This is a genomic window from Lentzea sp. CC55 (genome assembly GCF_021056325.1).
Taxonomy (GTDB): domain Bacteria; phylum Actinomycetota; class Actinomycetes; order Mycobacteriales; family Pseudonocardiaceae; genus Lentzea; species Lentzea jiangxiensis.
Genome location: NZ_JAJCXE010000030.1, coordinates 1 through 19,845, shown reverse-complemented (window position 1 = coordinate 19,845; position 19,845 = coordinate 1). Strand labels below are relative to the sequence as shown.

The 19,845-nt window shown below is 68.3% G+C and carries 12 protein-coding genes; 4 read left to right on the top strand and 8 right to left on the bottom strand.

The window, feature by feature from the left end; translation table 11 throughout:
- Positions 1-770 precede the first annotated feature (770 nt).
- The 5 genes from L6E10_RS24770 to L6E10_RS24750 form a co-directional block, all read right to left on the bottom strand.
- Positions 771-1,628, bottom strand: coding sequence for a phosphotransferase (locus L6E10_RS24770; protein WP_236221928.1), 858 nt, complete (start codon positions 1,626-1,628; stop codon positions 771-773).
- A 52-nt stretch (positions 1,629-1,680) separates the two neighbouring features.
- Positions 1,681-2,532, bottom strand: a complete 852-nt coding sequence (locus L6E10_RS24765; protein ID WP_236221927.1) for an aldo/keto reductase — start codon at positions 2,530-2,532, stop codon at positions 1,681-1,683.
- The gene (locus L6E10_RS24760; RefSeq protein ID WP_236221926.1) at positions 2,454-3,680 is read right to left on the bottom strand and encodes a cupin domain-containing protein; all 1,227 of its coding nucleotides are present in this window, start codon (positions 3,678-3,680) and stop codon (positions 2,454-2,456) included. The genes L6E10_RS24765 and L6E10_RS24760 overlap by 79 nt, the downstream gene beginning before the upstream one ends.
- Positions 3,681-3,769: 89 nt before the next feature.
- Entirely contained in the window at positions 3,770-3,922 is a 153-nt protein-coding gene (locus tag L6E10_RS24755; RefSeq protein WP_176929712.1) for a hypothetical protein, read from the bottom strand.
- 438 nt (positions 3,923-4,360) lie between these two features.
- On the bottom strand, positions 4,361-4,819 hold the full coding sequence (locus L6E10_RS24750; protein ID WP_236221925.1) for a hypothetical protein: 459 nt from the start codon (positions 4,817-4,819) through the stop codon (positions 4,361-4,363).
- 312 nt (positions 4,820-5,131) lie between these two features.
- On the opposite strand from L6E10_RS24750, the gene L6E10_RS24745 reads away from it, so the two are divergent.
- Positions 5,132-6,397: a helix-turn-helix domain-containing protein gene (locus L6E10_RS24745; protein WP_236221924.1), complete on the top strand. Its 1,266-nt coding sequence runs from the start codon at positions 5,132-5,134 to the stop codon at positions 6,395-6,397.
- Here the strand turns inward: L6E10_RS24745 and cutA are convergent.
- From cutA to L6E10_RS24730, 3 genes are all read right to left on the bottom strand, one after another.
- Positions 6,384-6,707, bottom strand: a complete 324-nt coding sequence (gene cutA / locus L6E10_RS24740; RefSeq protein ID WP_236221923.1) for a divalent-cation tolerance protein CutA — start codon at positions 6,705-6,707, stop codon at positions 6,384-6,386. The two genes, L6E10_RS24745 and cutA, sit on opposite strands and share 14 nt — an antisense overlap.
- Before the next feature lie 479 nt (positions 6,708-7,186).
- On the bottom strand, positions 7,187-7,615 hold the full coding sequence (locus tag L6E10_RS24735) for an STAS domain-containing protein (RefSeq protein ID WP_236221922.1): 429 nt from the start codon (positions 7,613-7,615) through the stop codon (positions 7,187-7,189).
- Positions 7,616-8,031: 416 nt separating this feature from the next.
- Complete coding sequence (locus tag L6E10_RS24730; RefSeq protein ID WP_236221921.1) at positions 8,032-10,818, bottom strand: TIR domain-containing protein; 2,787 nt, start codon at positions 10,816-10,818, stop codon at positions 8,032-8,034.
- A gap of 682 nt (positions 10,819-11,500) precedes the next feature.
- Here L6E10_RS24730 and L6E10_RS24725 point away from each other — a divergent pair.
- The 3 genes from L6E10_RS24725 to L6E10_RS24715 form a co-directional block, all read left to right on the top strand.
- Positions 11,501-12,205, top strand: a complete 705-nt coding sequence (locus tag L6E10_RS24725; protein ID WP_236221920.1) for a hypothetical protein — start codon at positions 11,501-11,503, stop codon at positions 12,203-12,205.
- A gap of 13 nt (positions 12,206-12,218) precedes the next feature.
- Complete coding sequence (locus tag L6E10_RS24720) at positions 12,219-15,569, top strand: hypothetical protein (RefSeq protein ID WP_236221919.1); 3,351 nt, start codon at positions 12,219-12,221, stop codon at positions 15,567-15,569.
- Positions 15,566-19,845: hypothetical protein (locus L6E10_RS24715; RefSeq protein WP_236221918.1), on the top strand; the 4,280-nt coding region annotated here is incomplete at its 3' end. The genes L6E10_RS24720 and L6E10_RS24715, both read left to right, overlap by 4 nt.

The window sequence follows — 19,845 nt, the reverse complement described above, 5'->3', positions numbered from 1 at the left end:
TAGCGGACATGACGATCCCGAACAGGTTGCGCAGCGGAGGTCGGAGGACGGGATGAAGAGTCGGTAATCAATGAGATCGGCAGGACGGTCGACCAACCCGAACTTGGTTTCTTTTCCTCAGTTCGCTACCGCACTGCTCGCCTAAGCGTGCTACCTCGATTTCAATCTGTTGATCGCAAATTAACACGGAATCGCAGACCTCAAGCCGACACCGGAGATCACGAAGGCTTTCCGTCCACCAGTTTGTTTGCGCTTACAGCGTGCAACACCGTCCTCGGTTTCACCCCTGGACGACGGTGAGATCGGTGCATGAGCCCGTCTGGGAGTCACTAGGAAACTGGCTCTCCGCGGCCCTCGCGGAGAGAAGGGCGAGAGGGCGACCCTCGGGTCGCCCCAGACGATGTCCCGACTCCGTATTGCACATGACCGTGAGACCAGCCCAGCGCTGCGCAGGCGGCAGGCGGCAGGCGGCAGGCGGCAGGCGGTGCACCATCCATGAGATCACCTCCCCTGTGCACTCGGACAACGCCGTTGCACACGCTGATCCAGGCCAGGAAGAACACCTTTCCAACGCAGCTGTCGTGCCTTGATTCGGAGTTCGCGCTCGATCTCGATATTACGACGGTAGGTGAACGCAGCGACAAAAGCGCTGAGAGGGGTACCGATCGTGCCGAGCCAGTTCCGCACCAGCCCCCATCCGGCAGCCGTCGCGCGACGACAATAGTGGGCAACGCGGTACAGTCCGACACGACTCAGGCTGTCACAGCGGTTTAAGTCCGCAAGTCCACCAGCAGCTTTTGTGCTTCCACCCTCGCGGGCTCCGAGAAGCGCGTCGGGGCTCCACGCCTGTTCGCAATCCTTATCGCATTGGCACAGTGCATGAGCTGTGACAACTTGCCCGATCGAGTCTGGAGATCGTCGGCGAACACCGTCTCGACACGCGCGAGCAACTCGGGGTCAGGCAAGGATGCCTGCCACAAGGTTGCCGCGTCGTGACCTCGCGGAGCCAGGCCCCAGTCCTGCCAGTCGATCAAAAGACCAGACATCGTCACGTTGCCCCAGTGCAGGTCAGCGTGCGCCGTTCGCCACTCGTTCACCACTGTGTCCACCTGTTCGAACACTTGCCCGATTCGAAGCGTCAGGTGCTCCTGGCTCACGCCCACGCGCTCGGTCGGATGCTGACCCAGAGTGCTGAGTGACCGGCCCAGCCCGTTCCACCACTCGTCCGGCAAATCTTTGGCAGCGCCCAGGCCGCCGGCCACCCTCACCGACGGCGACGAGACGAACTCCACCTCGTCTGCGCGCCATACGAGGTCACGAACTGGATCGGCCCAAGTCGTACTCTGGAACCAGCCGGGAATCGGCACGCCCTCGATCGCGGACGCAGCTTCCAGCCCGACCCACGCGGCGCTCTTGATCCGCCACGGAACGCGCTGCTCGATACGTGCCCATGTTCCGCGACTAGTACGGAATCCCTCCGTGACACCTCCGACGCCGTGTACGACTGTCGTTCGATCCAACGTGAGGCTCAACGCGCGCTCGACGTGCTCCAGCACATCGTCATGCTCGTTTTCGCTCGTGTCGAAAATGGCGATGGGCCGAGCCTGACCCGGTTGCGCTGCTGACACCAAACTAGTCCTTCCTGACGAACCGGACGTCATCTTCTCGAACATGAGTGCGCTAATCCGAACCGGTAATCAGTTCGCGGTACTGGTCGACCACTCCGGCATCCACCTCGAGTCGCGTCGCGCCGCAAAGCTCGGCAAGGTGCTGTTCGCTGCTCGTACCGACAGCCAGCCTGCTGCACTGCGGCAGTTCGAACGCGAGCCTCACCGCAGCCTGAACCGGGGTATGAGTCTGGTCCGGTGCGAGGAACGGTGTGAAGTTGGTCGACGTCCACACAGGGTCGCTTGTGCTCCCCGCGAACGGGCTCATACCCCAACGCCGATCAGGCTTGACGTCGAACTCCCACGCCAGCCGCTCGGCCGCGTTCAGTTGTTCGGCGCTCAAGGTGAGGCCCGCACGAACCATCAGGGTGCTCGGCGCTGGACATCCCTCGCCTGCCGGTAGGACGTCGAGCAGCGGGCCAGGTTCCCAGGAGGAGATCCCCCAGGCATGGCACAGTCCCAGCTTGGTAGCGCTTTCAAGCTCAGCGCAGGCATCGGCGAGATAATCAAACGCCTGCGCCCGATGAAGCGGCCGGAGGCTCTCCTCGGGGTTGTGAAGTAGCACCACCGCAGGCGCCACCGAGAGGTCGCACACGGTCTGCTCCACCGCTTGCCTCAGCCCCCATCGACGAAGCGAATGACGGCTGGCACCTCCGGCGCGGAAAAACCCCACCTTGGTCGAGATCGCGAACTCGTGGATGAGGTCGCCGGCTGACTGCGCCAGCGCTCGATGCCCGTCGAAAGCCTGGTAGTTGAACGCCGTGTCGACGTCCGTGACTCCGAGCGTCAGGGCTTGCTCAAGCAGCTCGCGGCTGGGACGAGTCCGGTGAAACCCGAGTGCAATGCGTCGGTCAGCTCTGCGCACAATCCCTCCTTCATGAGGATCTCCGCGAGGGGTTCAGCGTCGATGCCGGTCAGCTCAGAGACGCTCGACAACGACACGGGGTAGCCAGAGAGCAACAGCCTCGCCGCGGCCTCTGCGCGGAGACTGAGCCGAAGTCGTTTACCCACACTCGTCACAGTGACCTCATTGGCGTCCACCTCGATGGTCGGGGGAAAAGGGCTGACACAGACGATGTCGGTCACCGGGCCGAACAGCCCTCCGGTGTGCACGTATCGACAGGGCGGCTGTTCTGCTTCGCGTGCGGCGAGGTAGGCCGGGATGCTGAGGCGCTCGAAGTGGCGCAGCATCGCGACGTACAACTGGCTGTGCTGAAGGCCCTGTTCCTCCTTGGTACCGAATCGGTCGAGGTCCTGACGGAACAACAGGTCCGTTCGCGTCTTGTCTCCGAGCCAGGCCATCCAGTCCACGCCGGTTCGCTTCACGAATCCGAACGTCACATGAAGGCTGAACCCCTTGTCGCTTCGATCGTTCCGGGTGGCGGTGTGCCAGTATTTCCGAGGAATGTGCATGACACCGCCCGGCCGCAGGGTGCCGGACCAGAGGACTTCCTCGCTGGGGTCGGAGTTCGGCACCGCGTCCCGATACATCGGCGCTTCGCGCGACGTGCCCCGCACCTCCCAGGACTTCTCGCCGGCGAGCTGTACGACGATGACGTCGTGGTCGTCCCAGTGGAGGCCGAATCCCGCTGCGTCAGCAGTCGTGAGGTAGGTGTTCACCTGAACGAGTTCACGCGACCACCACTGAAGTGCGCGGCAGGCCGCCTCCATCGTCGGATCGAAGGTGTCCATCGCATCCACGACGAGAGTGCAGCCGGTTCGCATGAGGCGTGACAAGGTGTCCATGTTCGCCATCGGCAGGCTCTGGCCGCGCCTGGTGACGGAGGACGCGAGGAACTGGTTCGGACGCAGCTCCTCGCCGTTCTGGAAGCAACGAAACTGAGGTGGTGCAAGGCTTCGACGCATTGCAGCGTCGAGCAAGCGCTGAGGTGTGAGCAATCTGGCGCACAGCTCGGGGGCGTTGAACGAGCCGCGGGCGAACCCACGCCCCAGCGGCGCTGCACCACTCCACCCGAGCGCCTTCTCGATCATCTCGATCAGTCGGTGTTCCACGGTGTCCTCCTCGGCGTCGTTGGAACCCGGTGGGGCACCACCCGTCATGGCGCCCCACCGAATGAATGAACTTCAGGACCGAGCCACGATCAGCCCGCGCTTTCGGCGGGGATGTTCAGACCGTCGCCGACGTAGCCGTCGCCGCCCGCGTCCTCCGACGCGTCGGAGTGGGATGCGTCCATGCGCCCACGCACCACCGACAGGTCTTCGACCGCCAGTACAAGCGAGCTCACGGTGTCCATGTCGTACCTCCTTTCGTTGTTGAGTACGGCAGGCGGGTGTGGAGGTGCGTGAAGGCACCTCGTCGGACAAGTTCGATTCGCGTTATTCGCTCGCGCGCAGCTATTCCTGCCTGTGCTTCGCGGTTGGATAGCCGCAGTACGGGGATAACGTTGAGAGTCCAGTGACGGCTTGTTCCAGCGTTCCGACACAGCGGAAGATGACCCGCGATGGCGCAAATGGGTCTGACCAGTTCCGCTGCCTCGGCACTCGCAGCGCGACGGCGTAGTTCTCGGCCCATGCAGCCACGGTGTCGATGTGGCGAGGGAATGTCCTCTGCCTGAGAAGCCCGTCGTCGTTTCCCGTCGAGTTGGGCAACGGCAGTAGCATCAGGCCCATCTCGTACATGCGTATGAAGGGGCTTTCGAGTTCGTGGCTTGCACTCGTAGCCGCCAGGAGAGTCATCGCTGCAACGCAGTCTGTGCGCAGGCGATGACGGTCGCCACCAACGGAAGCATCGTCGTGCCGGGGAGAGGAGGACAGATCCAGCGCAGGCAGGCGGAGTTGCACGTCGGATCTGGCGGCAACTGGAACAACGCGGTGCCGCCGTGGTGCGTGACGCCACGCAGTTCCAAGCTTCCCAAGCTCGTGATGCTCGGCGGTTGTGCCTGGCAGAAGAAGGCCCAACGCCGGGACGTCGTCCCCGTGATCTCCAGGACCGCTGCGTCCAGCCAAAGCTGTTTCAGGGAGTTGTTGACCTCACCTGCGAGGCCGCTCGGCATCGAGATGACATCCACACGCTGCCCGCACATGAGGAAGGTGTCCTCGTCAATCTTGACGGTTGGCCAGCTGACCCCATCTGCATAGTCCTGGGTTGCCAGAGACGGGGGATGAGGTGCCACCGCGCCGCTGCGGAACACCTCACCCCCCCGATGAGGCCGGTGAGGCCGCGCTCGTGGTGCACCTCACGGCCTCGGAACGCAGCACCGACCGCGTGCCCGCAGGAGAGTGGACGGCAACGCGTCTGCCATCGATCTGCGTGGTCATGGCGAAACATCCCCTGTTAGGTTCGCTGGAACCGCAAACTCACGGCCCGCTCTGTGGTAACTCGAAGTTATTGCGCTAGCCCAATCGGGCGGAGTAGCCAGAAGAGGTAGCCATTAGCTGCAGGTGGCCAGAAGGGGTGGCCACAATGGGTGCGCTTGCGCCCAACGCACCGGAGGATGTGGGACATGCATGAGCCGACCATCGGGCCGTTCCTGCGTGCTTGCCGGAAAGACGCCCTTGCGTCACAGCGGCAACTGGCGGCGTGGCTGTCGGATCGCGCAGGCAGACCTGTGACTCGTCATGAAGTCTCCAGATGGGAAAGCGAGACCAGATTGCCGACGCCCTTCTGGCAAAGACACCTGGCCGCGGCCTTGAAGGTGGACGCCTTCTCCCTACGAACGGCGGTGGACCGCGCCAAGGCCAAGCGCCAATCCTTGACATGCGGCAACGGCCAGCCCGAAGGGGACGATGTGCAGCGACGTGAATTCCTTGGTGCTGTGGCTGGGTTTGCAGCTTCGTTGCCGAGCCTCGCACGCGCTACGTATGGGCAACGGCTCGGCAGCAGCGACGTCAAGCGTCTTCTCAACGAAACCGCACGTGCTCGCCGCCTTGACAACTACTTCGGTGGCGCCGACACGTATCGCATCTACGCTCGGTTGGTCGAAGAGACCGAGGCCCTCGTTCGTGCCGCCAGTTGCACCTCCGAGACGAAGCGAGCCTGCACCGCGGTGATCGCAGAGCGGGCGCAGCTGGCAGGCTGGGCGGCGTTCGACGCCGGCCTGCACGCCGAGGCGACGGAGCATTATCAGACCAGCTTCGACGCGGCGACCGAGGCGGGGCACTCGGTGTTGGCTGGAAATGCGCTGGCTTTCCTGGCCTACCAGCAAGTTACGTGCAAGAACCCGAACATCGACATGGCGATCGCGTCCTATGAAACCGCCAAGAAGCACGCAACGCCGCGAGTGCGAGCCTTGTTGCTGGAGCGCATGGCTTGGACGCATGCGGTAGCTGGGCAGGCAGATGAGACCGAACGCGCCCTGGCTACCGCTGCGGAAGTCGTCCATCAAGCCAGCAGCCGACCAGAACCAGACTGGGTGTTCTGGGTCGACGAAGATGAAATCAAGATCATGAGTGGACGTTGCTGGACGCAACTCCGCCGGCCACTGCGCGCGGTCCCGCTGCTCGAAGACGCCCTCAGTCGCTTCGATGACACGCACGCCCGAGACAAGGCGATCTACCTGACGTCCCTTGCGCACGCCTATCTCGACGCGGGTGAGGTTGAACAGTCGGCAACCATCACGCAGCGAGCAATCGACCTTGCGATGGGCGTGGGCTCGGTGCGGCCGGTCGAGCGCATCAGCAATGTAACTGATCGACTTCGGCCACACCGCTCCCTCTCGTCCGTGACCAGTGTCCTGGACACCGCAGCAGGACTATCTATCGTTCGTTAACGGATTTGTCGAGCCACGCCTTGTAGGCGTCGGGAGCTTCGGCAATGCGGATCGCCGTGAGTTCCGGGTTGTCCCACGGATGCTCCTGAAGCAGGTGCGCCTCCAATGCGGGGTACCTGTCGGCCGTGGTCCTGAGGGTGACTTGCCACTCTTCGCCCTCGCCCATCTCACCGTTGTGCCAGAAGAACGATGTGTTCGGCCCGGAAACGAGGGCAGCCCCTGCCAGACGAGCCGCCACGGCAGAGCGAGCAAGGCTCGCGGCGGTGTCGCGGTTGTCAGCAGTCGTCGTCACCTGCAAGTAGTCGCTCACACCCACAGCCTATTGCGCCGGCGATCCAGTGCGCTGCCGGTCGGACCCGGCCCACAGCTGCCGCGTCCTGATGATCGTTACCATTCAGCCGGGGTCTCTCGCCGGCGTCGAGCATTGGCCGTCTCGGCGTGAAGTTCCTGGATGCGCGTCGTTCTCATGTCTTGGCATGGGCGAAGCCAAGGGCCAGCGAGGCAGGCAATTGCGGCAGTTCGTCGAGGAGGCCGCGCTGGGACACAGCGGCAGCACAGATGCGGCGTGCGGTCGCGCGTCTACGCGTTCATCTGACCGCGATGACAACCAACTTCGGTGTGGAGAACCGCGCACCCGACGGTAGGACTCGCCAATCGTAGGCGGAAACCGAGTCTTCCTCGTAAGCATGCATGCATGACCAAGCGACGACGTACCCGTGGGCGACTCGAACGCATTGAGGACGAGCCTGTCGAGGCGTCGCCTGTCCGCATGCGGGTGCACGGCGGGGCTTACGGCCGTGAACGCGCGGGACCGGTGTCGATTGGGTCGTCCAAGTGGCCGGTGAAGCGAGGGTGACGACGTACCGCGGCCAGCGCGTCCTCACGAGTGCGCTGCACGCGGAGCAGGTCCTGGGTGTCGGTCAACCGGATGGGTCGTGCCACCGTTCGCCGTCCTGCCACAACGGCGAATCTCATGCCCATCTGGTCGGCGCGTTGCCGTATCTCGAGCAGCACGGCGATGCCGATCGAACCGAAGAACCCGACGTCGTCGAGATCGACCACCAACGCGGCGGCCCGGCTGGCCATGCAGGAGAACAGCGCGCTCCGGATTTCTCGGAAGGTGTCGTGGTCGACATCGTCGCGGACGACGGCGATCACTACATCCTCAGCGGTAGTGACCTCGACCATGACCAACGGCTGCTCGACCTCACCGCGCATTCTGCTCCTCGCCCCACAGACACACGCCCGATTCACTCCTGTTGCCGCTGATACCCGTTCGGGACTCGGCTGACACCTGCGCGACCCACCTGCTGGTGGTGGTCGCGGTCGGCGCGGTGTTGTCGTGGCGCTGGTCCGGGCCGGCGAGCGATCCGTGGATCGCTGCGGCCCGGCCGCCGGAGGTGGCTGGTGATCCGTGCCAGGGTCGGTTCCACCGCCGGGAGCGGGCGGTGGTGTTGTCCAATGTGGATTGCGGGATCACCGGCCCGCGGGTCGGCCTGGCCGCGGTGGGCGCCGCGCGCGCATCGACTGAGACCTGGCCCGCCAGCGCCAACCCCGAGAAGGTCACTCACCACGCCCGAGCCATCCTGGTCCTCGAACAACAGACCCGACCATGCGGAGGAAAAAGCTCACTGTCAGCAGGAGGCGGGAGCCGAGCCGATCAGACCGCGCAGATGCCGGGCCGTGTTCGCCTCGTCGAGCGCGCCGTTGGTGGAGCACAGCACCCTCACGGCAGCGGCGACATCCATCCGCCAAAGCGTCATCCCACCTGCAGCGTCCCCTACGAGGACCCCGTTGTCGGGTACCGGTTTCAGCAGCATGGTGTCAGGGCACGTCAGCTCGCTGGGGGTGGGCGGACGGTGCCACGCCGCTCCCTGCACACCCTCCGCAACGTCCCAGGAGATCACCCCGCCGGATCTGCACTCCGCCTGGACCACCGTGCCGCCATCGGAGGTGAAGGCGATCGAGCTGTACGCTCCCCCGCCCTGGAGGTACCGGCGTTCCTCTGGACGGGTGAGGTCGACCAGGACGACCCGCCCGTCGATGTCGACGATGCCCAGGGTTGTTCCGTCCTCGGTGATCGCCAAGGCTCGGGCGATGGCCGGTTCGGAGACACGCACCGGATCGACGTAGCGATCGCCGTCCCAACGCCAGATCTCCACGACCGAGCCACCGTTGCTGATCCCGGGCGAGACGGATCTGAGTGAGAGCGCGAGGAAGCGGCCATCGGAAGTGGTGACGAATCCACCGCCGGTCGTCTCGCTCACCGGGAGGACCTGCACGACTTCGCCTGTCGCGACGTCCAGGAGGCCTGGGCCGCCGTCGGACTCGAAGAGCAGCCGCGTGCCGTCACCGGCGAATGCGACACCCACCCCGCCGTCCAGCACAGCCCCCGGCCACACCCTCGGCCACCGCGCGATGGTGGCGCCGGTCTCGGCGTCGAGGACGTGAACGGACCGTTCCTCCAGCACGGCGAGCCGCCGACCGTCTGGGCTGAGCGCCAGCCCAGGCTCCGGCTGCCACACGCCGGTCTGGAACTGCCGGCGCGTCTTCAAGGTCGACAGGTCAACGACGTCGATCCCGTCCTTCCTGCCGAACGCCGCCACCGGTGCCCGTGCCGCGACCGCTGTCGACAAGATCCGCCGTGAACCCTGTGCGCTCGCCGGCGACCGGTGGTCGACGGTCGGAGTGGACACCACGACGTCACCGTTCACGCTGATCGAGACGACCACCTCACCCGTTTCGGACAGCGCGAAGTCCACCGCGCTCGAACGGTGGGTCACCAGGTCGGTGCTGCGGCTGGTCGTCGTGTCGACCGCGACGAGCCGCGTTCCCGACGTCGCTGCGATGGTCCTGCCGTCAGCGGACACGTCCACCGTGGTGCCAGGGGTCATGCCGGCCAATGGCACGTCGTCGAGCCGTGCTCCGTTCTCCTGCCACCGCTGGACGGCGCCCTCCCCGACCAGGAAGAGCTGGCGCGCATCGTGCGCAACAGCGTCCAACCGTCCCTCCTTCGGCACCATTACCGGAGCTCCCGACCAGGAGGCGGTTTCCAGGCGCAGGGCGTGGATGCCGTCGGGGAACGACACGTACAAGTGCCTGCTGTCACCGTCGAACTCCACCATCGGCGTCGACGGCAGCACAGGCCGAGCGGGCACGGCCACCTCTTGCCCCGTGTCAACGCGCCAGAGCCGCACTCTCCGCACGTCCGAATCCGAGTCGACGTGCGTCATCCACCGGCCATCGGGAGAAAGAGCGAAGTCGTCGACCATGCCGGCATCTGGGATGGTGCGGATGACCTTTCGATCGGCGGTGTTCCAGACGATGAAGTCGCGGCCGTCGGAGGCGACGAGCACCGACCCGGTGCGGTCGAACGAAAGGCCCTTCCAGGACATGCCGAACTCGGGCTTGGGCTTCCCCGTGCGCAGTCGTCCCACCTCTCGACGCTCCCGCACATGCCACATCGTCACCTCCGGGTCGCCCTCGTGGGCGAACGCCACGACCGCCCCATCACCGGTGACCGCGACTCGGGATGCTGTGCCGGAGGACGCGTGCATGAAGGTGCTGGGCTGGTCACCACCACGCCGAAGGTAGGCCAGGACGTGGCGGTTCTCGTCCAGCCTGCGCAGCAGCGCGCCACCCGACTCCGCCGTTCCGGCCACAGCACGCGATGCCAGAGCCAACTGCCCGGCAAGCTGCGGGTCGGTGGCGGTTCGCACGTCGGACTCCGCAGCCAGCGCCCGGGACAGCGCAACCCGGGCCTGCGAGTCTGCGCGATCGCGTTGCTCCAGCGCGGCGTTGCGCTGCCACAGCGCGACACCACCGGCGACCATCGCGATGACCAGCAAGCCGGACAGCACCGAGACGAGCCGGCGTTGCTGCCGCACGTCCTCGCTGAGCAGCTGGTCCTTGGCCACGCCGTGGATCGCCGCCGCCACCGCCGCGGCCGAGTCGCGGAAACCCGTGCGATTGATCCGGTCCCGGTGGCCGCGCAGGTCGATCCACAGCGGTTCCGCGTCGAACCACCCGCGTGCCGCCTCGGGCAGCGCGGTGGTGCGGTCATGGTCGAAGTCGCCTGCTTCGGCGTCCCAGACCAACTCGCCGGCGGTGAGGACGATGAAGAAGTCGTCCCGCGAACGCTTCTCGCGCCACAGCGCAACCTCCTTGCCGACCCACGCCGAACCGGCGGACTCCGGTGAGGCGAGCAGCACGAACGTGCGCGACTGCAACAGCGCACGCTCGATGGCCGTCCACAGGTTGGGCGCGGCGGCCAAAGTGGTGTCATCGCGGAACACCCGCAGCGCCGACGGCCGGTACCAACGCCGCCCCAGCCGGTGCAACGTGCGCTGGAGCGCCTTGGCGACCGGTCGGTCTCCGCGGTGGCTGTAAGAGATGAAGCTGTCGTAGTCCGTCCCGCTCACCAGATAACCAGTCTCCGCATCGAGGGGTCGACCGAGCCGCCGAGTGTAGGAGAGCCCTCCCGATCACCGCAGCGGTTCAGCGGCACGCCGCCCGGACGGCCTCGTGGCGCTCAAAAGTCATCGTCGCAAGCCACACGGTGCGCTCGCCGGGCTTGGACTGCCAAGCAACCAGCGGCCGCCAGCAGGGGCCTCGACCCGCAGTGTTCCGACCTCACGAGGGCGCGGCGGCCTCACCCGCCTCGATCCGCGCGGCCGGTGAGGCCCCGTCCAGACCGGGGTACCGGCTGGTGGAAGAGGAAGTCCCGAATCGCGGCGGAGTTCGGCCGGGTCGTGATGGCTCACCAGGACCTCGACCGGGGTGGCGGCGCGGTGGGTGTGCGCCTGGGCCGCGAGCGCGTCCCCCGGTCGTGGTTGGGACAGCTCGTCGAACGAGTGCACCTTCTACTACTCGGGGTGCTCATGCCGCGCCACCGGCTCCGCATTTTTCGGAGTTGTTGGGCTGAACAAGGGAACCGCAGCGGCCGGCGTCGGCGGCGGCCAGGGCGAAGTTCACCCGATGAGGGGACATGGGCCACCCGGTCGTTGCGATTCCGCCGATCCAACTCGTTCCGGTGAAAGGGGTTTTTGACGCCAATGGTTCGGATGGACTCTGTGCACTTCGGCACCAGTGGACGGAGTGCTCATGACCAGGACCGAGAAGAAGTTCATCGCGACCCCCCTCGACCGCGACCACCTGGGCGAACTACCCGGTGAACGCCTCGACGCCGACCCGCTTCAGGCGGCCTCCATCTCGCTGAACGTCATCGCCGTCGGCGCCAACGGGGTGACGCTGGGGTACACCGGGCTGAACGGCAACCACCCCAGCACCTACGGCAACGCCGTGTTCGTCTGGCAGAACGAAGCCGCCATCCCCTACGGCGCACCCCCGCTGGCCACCACGCCGCTGAAGGGCAACAGCCCGAGCGGCACGACGTCGGTGGAGTTCGACGTCAAGATGGGGCTCGACTACGTCCTGGGCTACTCCACCGGCGGCACCGTCGAGTCGATCGCCTCGTGGGCCTACATCCCACCGCAGGAGGAGGGCTTCCAGTACTTCTCGACCACGACGGCGCCCGTGCCCGGTGGCGTCACGTCGGACGTGGTCGTCGCCAAGTTCATCACCCCGGCCGGCAACGACGCCGCCGCCAACAAGAACTGGGTGGGCATCTGGGTCGCCTCCACCGGCTCGTTCACCAACCCGCCCAAGTTCCGGGCCGACGCGCCGTCCGGTGCTACCGGGCGCGTCCCGGTCCACGGCACCTACACCCGCGACACCACCTACACCATCGGTTACTTCACCGGCAAGTCGCTCACCACCCTGGCCGCCACCTGCACGTTCTCCACCTGACGGGTCCGGGAGCATGGTCGCCTTCAGCCCCACGGACTCGCCCCACCTGTACGCCGCGCCTGCGCCGGGGGTCTGGGTCGCGCTCTACCTGCCCGACCCGCCCGACCCGCCGCCCGCCTCGATCACGCTCGCCGACGCCTTCGCGGGCCCCGGCACGTTCGTGTTCTCCGCCGCGCCCGGCCTGGACCTCGACCACTACGCCGGGGCCGTCGTGGACGCCGTGCCGCTCGTGCTGCGCGACGCCCACGCCGACCGGGGCGTCGTGTGGCTGACCGACCCGCGCCGCCCCGGTGAGGGCGCCCAGGTGATCGGTCTGCGCACCTTCCCCGGCGGCACGGTCGTCAGCCCGGGCCGCGGCCTGCCGCTGGTGCCCGGCAACCTGTTCCTGACCGTGGGCAACGGCGTCGGGGTCGCGCTCGACGGCGACGTGGTCACCCTGACCCCGGTGGCAGGCGCCGTGCTGGGGTTCACGGGGGCCGCCGCGCCGTCGTCGGCGGTGGTCGAGGGGCCGGTGACCCTGCCGTTCAGCGGCACGCGGGCGGGATCGGTCGTGTTCGGCGTGTCGATCGCGCGCAAGCAGCTGCTGACCGACCTGCGATGGGGTTTCCAACTGCTGTGCCCTGGCTCGGGCGGCGTGCGCGCGCAGTGGTACCCGTTGGCGGAGGCAACCGGGCTGGACGTCGTGCCGTTCGCCGCGTCGGTCGACCCGAGCGATCCGACCAACGCCCGGCTGGCCGGCCGGACCCGCCTGGGTTTCACCACCGCGACCGGACTGGTGTCGGGGTTCCGCACCGCGCACGGCGGGAAGGTCACCCTGGTCCCGGTCACCTCGGGCGACCACCCGGCCGGTCTGACGCTGGCGCTGGGCAGCCCCAGGACGCCCAGCCCGCCCGGCTTCGCGTTCGGCCCGGAGGGCGATTTCACCGTCGACGCCGACACGGAGCTGTTGTGCGGGTTGAGTCCCACGGAGACCATGATCCTCCGGGGCGGGCCGTCCGGGGACCGGTTGCGGTTCACCGCCAACCGGCCGGCCTTCACGGGCGACTACCCGCCGCCGGTCGCGACCACGCTCGGCGTGCCGATCGACCCGGCGGCGCCGGCGCTGGACGACCGCTACCGCACGGCGTGGGCCGCGGTGGTCCCGGCGGCGGGCGGCACCGCCCGCTACAGCGCCCAACCCCACGGCTCGCCGCTCTACGGCTTCGACACGGTCGTCCGGCCGACGAGCGACGAGTTGCTCGGCCCGGTCCGGCCCGCCGTGCCGGTGCCGCACACCGACCCGTTCCCGCTGGTCCCGTACGGCCTCGCGGTGCCGCGCGAGTACGGCCCGGTGATCAGCTTCGGCGAGGAGGACATCGCCGGGGTGGAGCAGTTCGCCGTGGCGTCGACCCGCCGCGCACGCCTGGGTCCGCCCGGACCGGCCTCCCCGAGCGGCGCGGCCCTCCAGTGGACGACCACGCCCAGCGGGCTGCTGGCGTCGGTCGACCCGGCCAGCGGGGCGTTCACCTCCGTGGTCCTCGGGGTCAACCGCGCCACCGGCTGCTGGCTGGCCTTCACCGACCCGGGCCCGGTGCTGCGGCAGGCGTTGCAGACCTCGGACCTGTTCCTGGTCGCGGTCGACCCGAAGCACCTCGGGGTCGGCAGGCCCAGCCCCGCCGGCGCCGACCCACCGCCGCCGGACGGCACGCCGGCGTTCTACAACCGGATGTCGATCGAGGGGTGGGAGACCACCATCGACGTCGGCCGCGACAACACCTACGGCGACTACCGCAACGTGCTGATCGTCAAGGGCTGCCGGGGCCGCCTGGTCGACCTGGTGGCCAAGCCCACCGCGTGGACCCAGGCGGCGGACTTCGCGCTGCGCGCCGACGGTGGCGACGAGGCGGAACTGCCGGTGCTGGCCCAGTGGCTGACCGACTACGTCCGGGCGGGCATCGACCGGGCCGGCGTGTGGTTCGACAACTTCCGGGCCATCGCCACCGACCCGGCCTGGACCGGTGTGCTGGTCCTCAAAGCCTCGCTCACCGCGCTGCCGGGCGATCTCGCGGGCCTGCTCGCGGTGATCGACCGGGAGGACTCCTACGCCCACCACCTCGGCGTCGCGATCAGCCCGATCGGCATCACCGGCGACCGCCGGCTGGACATCACCGGTTCCAGTTCGCTGTTCCAGCTCGTCGACTACGCCAACCCGGCGCTGCCCGACCCGGAGCCGGTGGCACCGCTGCCCCCGGCCGGTCCCGGCCCCTACGACTTCCGGCTGCTGACGCTGCGGGCGTTGTTCGAGAACACCTCCGTGCGCGGGTTCGACGGCTTGGCCCAGCTGACCCTGTCGGAGTTCTTCGGCGACCGGGTGCTGAGCATGGACGACCCGGACGACGTCTACCACACGATCCTGCTCAAGTGCGCCTACCAGCTCCAGGGCGACGTGGGCGCGTTCGTGCTCGACAACACCGACGACAGCGTGTTCACCCTCGACGGGGACGTCCTGCGCCGGGTCGAGGTCACCAAGGCGCAGATGGTCACCACGGACGCCACGACCGTGCGGTTCGACCTGTGGGGTTTCCTCGACTTCGGTGTGCTGCGCGCCGTCGGCGCGGTGCCGGGGGTGCAGGACGTGCCGTTCGACCTGTTCGGTTTCGGCAGTCCGCCCGACGGGCCGCGACCGCGTGCCGGTCTGAGCTTCTCCGGTCTGTCGGTCGTCATGGACACCTCGGTCGACCCGCCCGCGTACGGCTTCGACGTCGGGGCGCTGACCTTCGACCCGTCCCGGTCCACGTCCCGGCCCGGCAGCCTCTACCAGGCGTTCGGCCTGCGGCTGAAGGACCTCCTGCACGGCGACACGACCGACGACCCGTCCGCGCAGGACTACCTCCCGGTGCCGACGAGCGCGCCGCTGTCCGGGGTGGCCGGGAAGCGTTGGTACGCCTTGGAGTTCCAGCTCGACCTGGGCACGATCGGCGCGCTGGCGAACGATGTCGGCCTGAGCGCCGGGCTGATCGCCGCGTGGTCGCCCGGACCCGTGCGCGACCGGTCGAGCACGACCCTGGTGCCCTACGACGCGATGGCGGGTCTGCGACTGCCGGGTGTGACCAGCAAGAGCCGCGGCTTGACCGTCCAGAGCGTGCTGAAGCTGTCGGTCGGCGACCTGCGGCTGACCTACGAGCCCGCACCGCCCGCGGAGTCGCGGTACTGGGTGTTGTGGCTCAACGACATCGCGCTGAAGTTCCTCGGCCTGCTCAAGATCCCGCCCAACGGCGCGGTCGGGTTCGCCTGCTTCGGCGGACCGGACGCCGCCGGCGACCCGCGCGGGATCGGCTGGTACGCGGTCTACAACCAGGACAAGCCCAAGGCGGGGATCCGATGAGTTCGCCACTGGCCAACCTGCACCTGCTGTTCGACGTGATGGAGGCGGGCAACACCGCGAGCACCGGCGCCGCGTTCGAGGCCTTCCGCAAGCGCCTCGCGGGCAGCCCCGGCACGCGGGTCCTGGTCGACGACGGCGGCGGGCCGGAATACCAGGCGTCCAGCGCCAACGTCGTGCGCCGGTTGTGCACGCCGCCGAGCGGGACGGTCCCGGGCTACGGCTACACCGGCGCGGTCGAGGTGTACCTGCTGACCGCGGACGGCGGCTACCCGGCCCGGCTGGCGGCGATGCTGCTCCTGCTGCCCGAACTGGTGCCGGTGACCGGCTCGCCGGGCACCTACCGGTTCGGCGGCGACCAGGGCGCCACGGTCACCTTCCCGGAGTTGCGGCGCGGCGCGACCCCGCCGGCGCAGAGCGTGCCGCTGGGGTTCACCGGTGGCGCGGTCGAGGACATGGACTACGCCAAGGCCCTCAACGTCGAGCACTTCCTGCGGTTGCAGCCCTACCGCTCCCCCGCGCCCCACACGATCGAGAACGCCGACGGGTCCACAGTGGACCTGGCGAAGGTGGCGCTGCTGGGCGGTGCCGGGTTCCCGCAACGCGCCTACCGCCTGTCGCCGCCCGCGCCGGCGTGGGGCGCCGAGCAGGGGCAGCAGTCCGCGATCGTCGAGTACCTGACCGGGGACGCGCTGCTGGAGAAGGCCGACCTGTGCGCGGTGCGGGGCATCCGCTACCCGGGCGAGTGCGAGATCGGCACGGCGGGCGAGGTCCTGGCGGTCACCCTGGCCGGCTACCTGGCGCAGGGCTTGCGGCGCGACGCCAAGCCGCTGGTCGTGGTCAACCTCGACGCCTACGAAGGCGACGACCAGGAGTTCCCGCAGAACACGTTCGCGTTCGTGCAGGACGTGCTGGCCTGCCGCGCGCACTTCCCCGACGACCGCTCACCCGTGCGGCGGAAGGCTTCGGAGCAGGCGTTCACGCCGTTGAACTCCGCATCGCGGTTGAAGGTCCTCGACTACCTGCCCGCGCGCGAGGACAACCTCGCCAGGGTCCAGGACGCCGTGGACCGGTGGCTGCTGGCCGACCAGGCCCAGCACCGCCTGCTGTACGTGCAGCTGGGCCGCACGGCCGCTCCCGTCGCGCCGATCCTGTGCGACCACGTGCTGACCCGGTCGACGCTGCCCCCGGTGTTCGCCGACCAGGGCAGCGCCAACCTGATGATGACCACCGGCAAGGCGTACTTCCTGGTCGACCACGTGCCGCTGCGTCGCGCCGGCGACGCGAACCCCGGTTACCCCAGCGGCATCCTGTCGCCGAACGGGACCAGTGCCGTCGCCGGCCGGGTCCAGCGGGTCGCGAACTGGTTCAACCTGCAACCCAAGGACTGGCCGCTGCGCGGGGACAGCCCGACCACGGCGGTCCCGGCGTTCATCAGCACCTACCTCGACCAGGTCCGCGCGAAGTGGGGCACCTACTACGACTACTTCACCGGGGTGCGTGACTTCTACGGCAAACCGGAGAACGACAAGCTGAACATGGCGGTGGCCTACCTCGACTCCACCCTGCCGACCCAGCCGCCGGACACGCTGGACGGTCTCTACAAGAAGTTCTCCACCGCCGCGGCGAGCGGCCCGGTGGACTTCGCCGCGCAGCTCAACCCGGCGGGCGGGATCGGGAAGTTCATCGCCCGGTTGCAGTCGGCGTTCCAGGGGCGGTTGACGATCGCCAACGCCGCGGTGACCCGGCAGCCCGCCACCGGGAAGATCACCGAGGTGCTGGTCACCGGTGAGGGGACCCTCGGGCCGCTGGCCTCGCCGGTCACCGCACGGTTCACCCAGACCGGGGACGGCGTGGTGCTGGACTTCCGGTTCACCACACCGCTGGACTGGCGGCCGGACGGCCTGCCGTGGATCGGCTTCGCCGCGCCGTTCATCGGGTTCCTGGTGGCCGACGCGGGCGCGGGCGTGGCGGGGCTGCTCGGCGGGCGGTTGCGGTGCGGCGGCGTGGAACTCGACTTCAGTGCACCGGTCCCGCCGACGCTGCGGGGAGCGGCGTTCACCGCCGACCGCGTGACGGGCGTGTCGATCGACGCCTTCTACCAGCTCGTCGGCGGGGTGAGCCTCGTGTCGGTGCTGCCCAAGCCGCTGGACGTGGTCGCCGCGCTGGCCGTCGAGCACGCCGAGTTCGGCCTGACCGCCGACGGTGACCCGACCTCGTTCGCGGTGGACTACTTCGCCTTCCGCCTCGGTTGGCACGACCCGGCGGGCTGGGAGCTGCTGCCCCGTGTGCTGCTCAAGGACCTGACGATCGGGCTGACCGTGCGCGACCCGGGCCAGGCCCGCACCGTGCGCGGCACGATCACCGGCCGGTTCGCCATCGGCACCGGCGTGGTCGAGGTCAGCGTCGCCGCGCCGGAGCTGGCTTACCGGGGCGCGCTGGTCGACGGCCGGATCGAGCTGGCCGACCTGCTGGCGTTGTTCCTGCCCGGTGTCACCCTCACCCCGCCGTCGCCGCCGGCGATCACCCAGTTCTCCCTCGACGGCACGAAGGCCACCGGTGACTTCACGTTGAGCTGCGCGCTGGGCTTCGCGTGGCCGATCCCCTCCCGCGACCTGCCGATCATCCGGTTGGACGGCATCGGTTTGCTGGTCGACCGCGCCACCGGCGTGACCACCGGCACCCTCACCGGCTCGGCCACCCTGCTGCCCGACGACCCGGACAACGCCCTCAAGCTCACCCTCGAGGCCGCCTACCTGGGCGCGGAGAAGGGGTGGCGGTTCGTCGGCAAGACGGGCGGCGAGCTGTCGCTGACCAAGCTCATGCGCCGGTACCTGGACGGTTTCGCGCCGCCCGACGACTACGGCATCACCGCCCTGGCGCTGCGTGCCGAGCCGACGACCGGTTCCTACGAGATCAGCGGCCGGACCGCGCAACCGTGGCGGGTGCCGTTCGTCGACTCGCTCACCATCGAGGCCGCGATGCGGCTGGCGTACGCGAAGAACGCCTACTCGGGCGAGCTGAAGGCCACCGTGCACTGGTGCGGGATGGACCTGGTGCTGGAGTGCCGCTTCGGTGAGCAGTACGTGTACCTGCTGGACTGGGGCGCGCTGCACGCCGAGGTGAAGCAGAACGAGAAGAAGGAGTGGGTCGCCACCGGCTCGCTGCGCACGGTCACGCTGGGCAAGCTGGTCGAGGACTTCATCTCCTACGCCACGGGCAGCCGCTACGGGCTGGCCGCGCCGTGGAACCTGCTGGAGTCGATCAGTCTCGCCAAGGTCAACGTGACGTTCAACTTCACCACCAGGGCGGTCGGGTTCGTCGTGGACGTCGGCCCGGTGAACCTGGGGTTCTGCACGATCAAGTCGATCAGCGTGGGCTACGACGCCGCCCGGGGCAAGGTCCTGATCGGGCTCACCGGGTCGTTCGCGTGGCAGCAGGGCGACACGCTGAACTGGGACGCCACCCGGCCGCAGCAGACCCCGGCGCCGCCCGGCGGCGGCAACCAGCTGCTCGACCTGCGGCTGGCGGCGCTGGGCCAGCACGTGCGGGTGGCCGGCGACCTGAGCACGGTGCGCAAGGTCATCGAGGAGTTGCGCAAGCTCGGCCCGGGCGACGCGCCGATCGCCGGGCCCCGGGGCGGGGTGTCGTTCGACCCCGACTGCGGGTGGCTGGTGGCGACGAACTTCGGCCTCATCCGCATCGAGGAGACCGGCGGGTACACCGTCGAGCTGTCGGCGGTGTTCAACGACCCGGTGCTGTACGGGTTGCGCGTGGCGCTGGCCGGTCCGGCGGCGAAGGTGCTGGCGGGGCTGGCGTTCGAGGTGCTCTACCGGCGGATCAGCGACACGGTCGGCGTCTACCAGACCGAACTGGTGCTGCCCGAGGCGATGCGCACGATCGAGCTGGGAGCGTTCTCGGTGACCATGCCCGCGCTGGGCCTGGCCGTCTACACCAACGGCGACTTCCAGGTGGACTTCGGGTTCCCCTGGAACAACGACTTCAGCCGGTCCTTCGCGGTGAGCGCGATCGTGCCGCCGGGCATCCCGGTGCTCGGCGCGGCCGGGTTCTACTTCGGCAAGCTGAGCAGCGAGACCTCGTCGAAGGTGCCTGCCGCGACCAACGGCCGGTTCGACCCGGTGATCGTGTTCGGGCTCGGCGTCCAGGTCGGCGTGGGCAAGAAGGTGCAGTACGGCGCGCTCAAGGCGGGCATCGCGATCACCGTGTTCGGCGTGGTGCAGGGCGTGCTGGCCAAGTGGCACCCCAACTCACACGCGGG